General features: G+C 63.2%; 7 protein-coding genes. 6 read left to right on the top strand and 1 reads right to left on the bottom strand.

The features are described from left to right. Positions 1 to 765 (bottom strand): UTRA domain-containing protein (locus AC4FAH_RS11210; protein ID WP_490246043.1); only part of this gene is annotated, 765 nt, incomplete at its 3' end. A gap of 654 nt (positions 766 to 1419) precedes the next feature. Here AC4FAH_RS11210 and AC4FAH_RS11205 point away from each other — a divergent pair. The 6 genes from AC4FAH_RS11205 to AC4FAH_RS11180 form a co-directional block, all read left to right on the top strand. Continuing rightward, the gene (locus tag AC4FAH_RS11205; protein ID WP_225996643.1) at positions 1420 to 2508 is read left to right on the top strand and encodes an ABC transporter substrate-binding protein; all 1089 of its coding nucleotides are present in this window, start codon (positions 1420 to 1422) and stop codon (positions 2506 to 2508) included. Between the two features lie 92 nt (positions 2509 to 2600). Beyond that, positions 2601 to 3431: an alkaline phosphatase family protein gene (locus AC4FAH_RS11200; protein ID WP_284726995.1), complete on the top strand. Its 831-nt coding sequence runs from the start codon at positions 2601 to 2603 to the stop codon at positions 3429 to 3431. A gap of 2 nt (positions 3432 to 3433) precedes the next feature. Then, on the top strand, positions 3434 to 4282 hold the full coding sequence (locus tag AC4FAH_RS11195) for an ABC transporter permease (RefSeq protein ID WP_490246042.1): 849 nt from the start codon (positions 3434 to 3436) through the stop codon (positions 4280 to 4282). Continuing rightward, positions 4266 to 5246: an ABC transporter permease gene (locus AC4FAH_RS11190; RefSeq protein WP_490246041.1), complete on the top strand. Its 981-nt coding sequence runs from the start codon at positions 4266 to 4268 to the stop codon at positions 5244 to 5246. Before AC4FAH_RS11195 ends, AC4FAH_RS11190 begins: the two co-directional genes overlap by 17 nt. Further along, entirely contained in the window at positions 5246 to 6433 is a 1188-nt protein-coding gene (locus AC4FAH_RS11185; protein ID WP_213114439.1) for an ABC transporter ATP-binding protein, read from the top strand. Before AC4FAH_RS11190 ends, AC4FAH_RS11185 begins: the two co-directional genes overlap by 1 nt. Further along, positions 6426 to 6940 (top strand): HAD family hydrolase (locus tag AC4FAH_RS11180; RefSeq protein ID WP_490246040.1); only part of this gene is annotated, 515 nt, incomplete at its 3' end. The genes AC4FAH_RS11185 and AC4FAH_RS11180, both read left to right, overlap by 8 nt.

The following is a 6940-nucleotide window of genomic DNA, read 5'->3' as shown; positions in this document are numbered from 1 at the left end:
CTGTGGTGCGGCACTCAGCGTCAATTCGATGGCATCGTGGCGCCAGTGTTCATCATCGCAGTCCACCGCGCGGCCATTCTGATCGAAGTTGATGCGGGTGATGCGCTGCGCGGGGCTGCCCTGCGCGGCGTTCAGCGCGGCGGCGGCCTCAGCGTCGAACACCGTGGAGGCCAGCTCGAAGCTGACGCGACTGACACGAATGGCGTATTCATGCCGGTAGAGGTCGGTCAGGGAGTGGGCACCGAGGTCGAAATCGAGGATGCCCGGGAAACAGTCACGTCGCAGGTGATGGCAGACATGCAGCACGCGCCGCCCGTCGATACGCCGCACGCGAGTGATGCGATAGACCACTGAGCCCTCCGCAATCCCCAGCCGCCGCGCGATCACCGCGTTGGCAGCGACTTCTCCTGCCGCCAGTACCTCGGTGCTGGCCACCCGCTGCTGTGACTCGACCATGTCGCGAAATGGCAGGCACGCCAGCAAGTCATAGCGCAGTCGTGGCGGCGAGACGAACCAGCCCCGCCGATTCTCGCGATAGATACGCCCCTCCGCCTCCAGCTGCAGCAAGGTATCGCGCAGGGTGACCCGCGTCGTGGCAAAGCGTTCGATCATCTCGCGCTCGGAGGGCAGGCGCTGTGAAGCGCGTAGCGGCGCTGCCTCAAGATGGTTCAGTAGCCTGGCCTTGAGCCCTGCCACGGGGACATCCGTGTCAGGAGTTGCCGATGAAGCGGCGTCACTCTGGGGCTCAAGCGAAGATGAAGGCATGCGAAGTTCCTGAAAGGTAACGAAAGACAGCAATTTCTGGCGAGTCACTTGCATGACATCCAGAGCGTCCAGGATGGAAAGGGTCAGAGCGAAGCGATTTCTGTGGTCTAGTTCAGACGCCCCGTAAAGCTCAGTGCGACTTTTCAAGACACGCTTGTCGAGACACGCATGAGGAGAATAGTGGCATTGGCGTGACAACTCGGTGACAGCACAACTCTGGCTGCCACGCCAGGTCAGTCATCACGCGCTGACTCATGCCTTGCACGCCCTGCTTTGCACACTTATGGCTGTGGAAGATAGCGAGGACCGGGGCCCGCGGCAAGGCACGAAGAAGGCACGGAGAAGGTATGAAGGAGACAGAGCCAGAGCCGTCACCCCATGCCATGACAACGACATGTTGACGACACGCAACTGTCACAGGCGAGCGCTAGAGTCGATCGTGCCTTTCGAACTGAACTAGACCACACAGCCTCGGCTGTCTCGACACTTGCCTGAGCACTTGGCAGAGCACTGGTCTGATCAATGATCCGAGAACTGGCCTGAGCAATGACCTGAGCACCCGGATGTGCTCTCAGCGTGTCGACAGGGTACCTGATACCCGTCACGCCTTACCTTCAGAGCAGCGATTGTTCATCACCTACTGGGGAAATCTCCTTGAAGTCGATTGCCACTACCTCATCCCGCTCCACCGGCCTGCTGGTTTCCACCTGCATGGCCGCCCTGTTGGGCAGTGCCTCCGTCAGTGCCGCCGACATGCCGGCTGACCTTCTCGAGGCCGCTCAGTCCGAAGGCCGTGTCGATAGCGTCGGCATGCCGGACAGCTGGGCCAACTGGAAGGACACCTGGGCAGACCTCGAGTCGAAGTATTCCATCGCGCATAGCGATACCGACATGAGCTCCGCCGAGGAAGTCGCCAAGTTCAAGGCCGAGGGTGAGAACGCCACCGCCGATATCGGTGACGTGGGCTTCGCCTTCGGCCCGATCGCGGTACAGCAAGGCGTGACCCAGGCCTACAAGACCACGACCTGGGAGCAGATCCCGGAATGGGCCAAAGACAAGGATGGCCACTGGGTACTGGGCTACACCGGCACCATTTCCTTCATGATCAACAAGACGCTGGTCAGTGAAGATGAGCGCCCGACCTCCTTCGCCGACCTCGCCGAAGGTGACTACAAGGTGTCCGTCGGCGCCGTGGGCAAGGCCTCCCAGGCCAACAACGCCATTCTGGCCGCTGCCTTCGCCAATGGCGGCAAGGAATCCGACCTGACACCGGGCCTGGAAGTCTTCGCGGAGCTGGCGCGCCAGGGCCGTCTGTCACTGGCAGAGCCGAGCATCGCCAACCTGGAGAAAGGCGAAGTCGAAGTCGCCCTGCTGTGGGACTTCAATGCCTTGAACTATCGCGATCAGATCAACCGCGACACCTTCGAGGTCGTCATCCCGTCTGATGCCTCCGTCACCTCCGGCTACGCCACCATCATCAACAAGCATGCCGCGCACCCGAATGCCGCCAAGCTGGCCCGTGAGTACATCCTCTCCGATGCCGGTCAGCTGAATCTGGCCAAGGGCTATGCCCGTCCGATCCGCGCCGAGCACCTCACCCTGCCCGAGGATATCGCCGCCAAGCTGCTGCCCAACGAGCAGTACGCCAATGCACGTCCAGTTCAGGACTTCGCGGGCTGGGAAGCCAGTGCCAAGCAGCTGCCGCGTCAGTGGCAGTCCCAGGTACTGATCCACCAGCAGTAATCCCCGGCCTCTGCTTCACGCGAGCAGAGCGCGCACCATCCTGATAGACGGCATCGCCTTTGCGGTGCCGTCTTGAGCTTCACGGAGTCACCATGTCTCAGCGTGTCATTCTTGTCGTGCTCGACGGCCTCAACCACGCCGTGGGTCATCATGCCATGGGCTATCTGAGTGCCCTGGTCGAGGCCGGCCGTGGCCAGTATCAATCACTGGACTGCGAGCTGCCGGCCATGTCGCGCCCGCTCTATGAATGCCTGCTGACCGGCGAGCTGCCTGTCAACTCAGGTATCGTCAACAACGGTATCGTGCGTCGCTCACGCGGCATCAGCCTGTTCGACCTTGCCAGCCAGCAAGGCAAGCGCACGGCTGCCGCCGCCTATCACTGGGTCAGCGAACTCTATGTCGCGGCCCCCTTCGTGCCGGCCCGCCATCGCTGGCTCGACAACCCGGAATCCGCCATCCAAGCGGGCATCTTCTACTGGCAGGATCATTATCCGGATGACCATCTGTTCAGTGACGCCGAAATGCTGCGCCTGCGTCACGACCCGGATTTCCTGCTGGTGCATAGCATGAACATCGACGATGCCGGCCATCGTCATGGCGGCGACACGCCGCAGTATCGCAATGCCGCACGGCATGCCGACGTCGCGCTGGCCGACTACCTGCCGGCATGGCTGGAAGCCGGCTATCAGGTGATGGTGACCGCCGATCACGGCATGAATGCCGACCGCTCACATTCCGGCCTGCTGGAAGAGGAGCGTCGCGTGCCGCTGTGGACCTTCGGCACCGCCTTCGCCAATGGCGTCGCGACGGATCTCAAGCAACGCGAGCTCTGCGGCACCCTGGCCACACTGCTGGGACTTGAGCACAGCAAGGCGAGCAATCCGTCGCTGCTGGCGAGTCATGCTGCCACGCGAGGCCTCTAGTGATGTCTGCCGCCTTGAAGCGCTGCCTGACCAGCCCCGTCATGTGGCTGCTGCCGTTTGCGCTGATCTTCGGCGCCTTCCAGATCGCGCCGCTGGTGTGGGTGATGATCAGCGCCTTCAAGACCCCCACGGGCTGGGGGCTGGCCAACTTTCACGAGATCGCCTCCTCGGCCTTCTTCCGACAGGCCATCTGGCGCAGCCTCGAGATCTCCTTCATGTCCAGCGTGCTGGGACTGGCGATCGCCGCCGTGACCTGTCACAGCATGCACCGCTGTGGTCCGCGCTTGACGCGCATGATGATTGCCTTCACCAACATGACCAGCAACTTCGCCGGTGTCCCGCTGGCCTTCGCCTTCATCATCCTGATGGGCGCCAACGGCATGCTGACCCTGATGCTGGAGCGCTTCGGTCTGCTCGAGAACTTCAATCTCTACTCGCGCACCGGCCTGATCGTCATCTACACCTGGTTCCAGATTCCGCTGGGCATCCTGTTGCTATATCCCGCCTTCAGCACCCTGAAGACGGAATGGCGTGAAGCCGCCAGCCTGCTGGGCGCCAACCGCCTCGCCTACTGGCAGCACATCGGCCTGCCGGTGCTGTGGCCGTCCCTGGCAGGCACGCTCACCGTACTCTTCGCCAATGCCATGGGCGCCTACGCCACCGTCTATGCGCTGGTGAATACCAGCTACAACCTGATGACCATCCGCATCGCCAATCTGGTCTCCGGAGACCTGTTCCTGCAGCCAGAACTGGCCAGTGCACTGGCCCTGGTGCTGGTCGTCATTCTCGTCATCGTCACGCTGATTCAGCAATGGCTCATGCGCAGGAGCTACCATGTCACTTCCCGCTGAACTGCCCTATCGCCACGGCAAGCCCTTGCTGCCCAGCCTGATGGCGCGCCTGCGCCGCGTGAATGTCTATACCTTCATCGTCACCAGTGTCTTCGCACTGCTGGCACTGCCACTGATCGCGACGCTGTTCTACGCCCTGGCGACACGCTGGGGCGCCAGCCTGACTCCCGACGCCCTGACCGTGAAATGGTTTCTGGAACTCTGGACCACGCCGCGTTTTCTGGCGGCATTCGGGCGCTCGCTGCTGGTCGCCGTCGGCGCGCTGGCACTGTCGTTGCTGCTGATCGTACCGGTGGTGTTTCTCGCCAACACGCGCTATCCGCGCCTGGATAGCGTGATGAATGGGTTGATCCTGCTGCCCTTCGCCGTGCCACCCATCGTGTCTTCGGTCGGCCTGCTGCAGCTCTACGCAGGCGGCCCGCTGGCCATCGTCGGCACGCCGTGGATCCTGATCCCCACCTACTTCACCATCGTGCTGCCCTTCATGTACCGCGCCCTGGCCAACAGCCTGCGCGCACTGGATGTGGCGTCCCTGATGGAGGCCGCTCAACTGCTGGGGGCGAGTCCGCTCAAGGCGTTCTTCCTAGTCGTACTGCCCAATATTCGCGTCGGCATCCAGATTGCCGTCTTCCTGGCCTTCTCGTTCCTGGCTGGCGAATTCGTGTTTGCCAACATGCTGGTCGGCACCCGCTTCGAGACCCTGCAGGTCTATCTGAACAATATCCGCGGCGCCAGCGGCCACTTCACCAGCGCCCTGGTCATCACCCTGTTCGTGTTCACCCTGATCCTGACCTGGCTCGGCAATCATCAGCCCGCCGAGCAGGAGATGCCCGCGGATGACCCCGACGAGGCGCAGGCCACCGCCATGACCGACGGCTTGCCCGGCCCGGTGCCGAGCGCCGACCCCGAGCCGCGCCACACCAGTCACCAGTCGTCAGACTCCGCACCCCGAGGGGACCGCTGATGCTTGCCATCGACACCGCCACCACATTCGATAGCCAGAGCGCCGGCGGCCTTCTGACCAGCGCCCTGCGCGAACGCGCCGCCGACCAGCACTACCTTAAGCTCAATGGCCTGGCCAAGAGCTTCGGCAAGACCCAGGTGTTCGCCGAGATAGAGGCCGAGATCGCGCGCGGGGAATTCATCACCTTGCTCGGCCCCTCCGGCTGCGGCAAGTCGACCCTGCTGCGCGCCATCGCCGGCCTCAATGATGTCGATGCCGGCCAGATCATCGTCGATGGTCACGACATCACGTCGCTGCCGCCGCAGCGTCGCGGCATCGGCATGGTCTTCCAGCACTATGCGCTGTTCCCCAACATGCGCGTGGCGGAGAACGTGGCCTTCGGGCTGCGCATGAAGAAGGTGCGCACGGAAGAGCGCGAGCGGCGTGTCAGCGAGGTGCTCAGACTGGTGGAGCTGACCGATCAGGCGCAGCGTTTCCCGCACCAGTTGTCTGGCGGTCAGCGTCAGCGTGTGGCGCTGGCACGCGCGCTGGTGGTCGAGCCGCAGATCCTGCTGCTGGATGAGCCGCTGTCGGCACTCGATGCACGTATCCGCCGCCATCTGCGTGATCAGATCCGAGATATCCAGAAGAGCCTCGGCCTGACCACCCTGTTCGTGACCCACGATCAGGAGGAGGCGCTGCTGCTGTCGGACCGCATCTTCCTGATGCATCAGGGGCGCATCCTGCAACAGGGCAATGCTGAGTCGCTGTATACCCGCCCGGTGGATGCCACGGCGGCAGGTTTCATGGGGCATTACAATCTGATCGGTCGCGAGCTGGCGCGCCCGCTGCTTGGCTACGAGAGCGACAGCCCACGCGTGGCACTGCGTCCGGAAGCGCTGTATCTGCAACCGGACACCAGCCCCCAGGGGCAGCAGGATGAATATGCCAACTTCCCGACCCAGCCCTTGCCGGACAATGCCGGCCCTGGCTGCCCGGGGGTGATTCGCCGCCACCAGCTGCTCGGCAATATCGTGCGCTACGAGGTGGACTGTCAGGGACTGCGCCTGAATGTCGATGTCCTCAATCGCAGCGCTCGGCAGTTACTGCCGCGCCATCTGCGCGTCATGCTGCACGCCGATCTGGATGAGGTTCAGGCGCTGGGCGGTAACGAGACCGCCGCCACGTCACAGGTGTCCCATGGATGACATCACAGGGCTTGCCATCTTCGATCTCGACGACACCTTGCTCGAGGGCGATGCCACGGGGCTTTGGACCGACTGGTTGATCGCGAAGGGCTGGATCGCCGATGGCGAGGAATATCGCGCGATCTGGGCACAACAGATGCTGGACTACGCGGCCGGTCAACTCGACATGGAGACTCACCTGACTCACCTGCTGGCCCCGCTGGCAGGTCGCGCCGTCAGTGAGGTCGATGCCGAGGTGGCACGCTTTCTCGATGCCGAGCTGATGCCGCGCCTGTATCGTGAGGGGCTGGAGCGAATTCACTGGCACCGTGCGCAGAACCATCAGGTCGTGATCATCTCGGCCTCGACGGCGCATCTGGTCGCCCCCCTCGCCGAACGTCTGGCGCTGGACGCGGCCCTGGCCACGGCCCTTGAGACCGAGCAAGGCTGTTACAACGGGCGAGCCTGTGGCATTCGCACCTTCCGCGAGGGCAAGCTCGCGGCACTCAAGGCATGGCAGCAGCAACA

The sequence above is a fragment of the Cobetia sp. genome (assembly GCF_983723665.1).
This window is presented reverse-complemented; position numbering and strand designations above follow the sequence as displayed.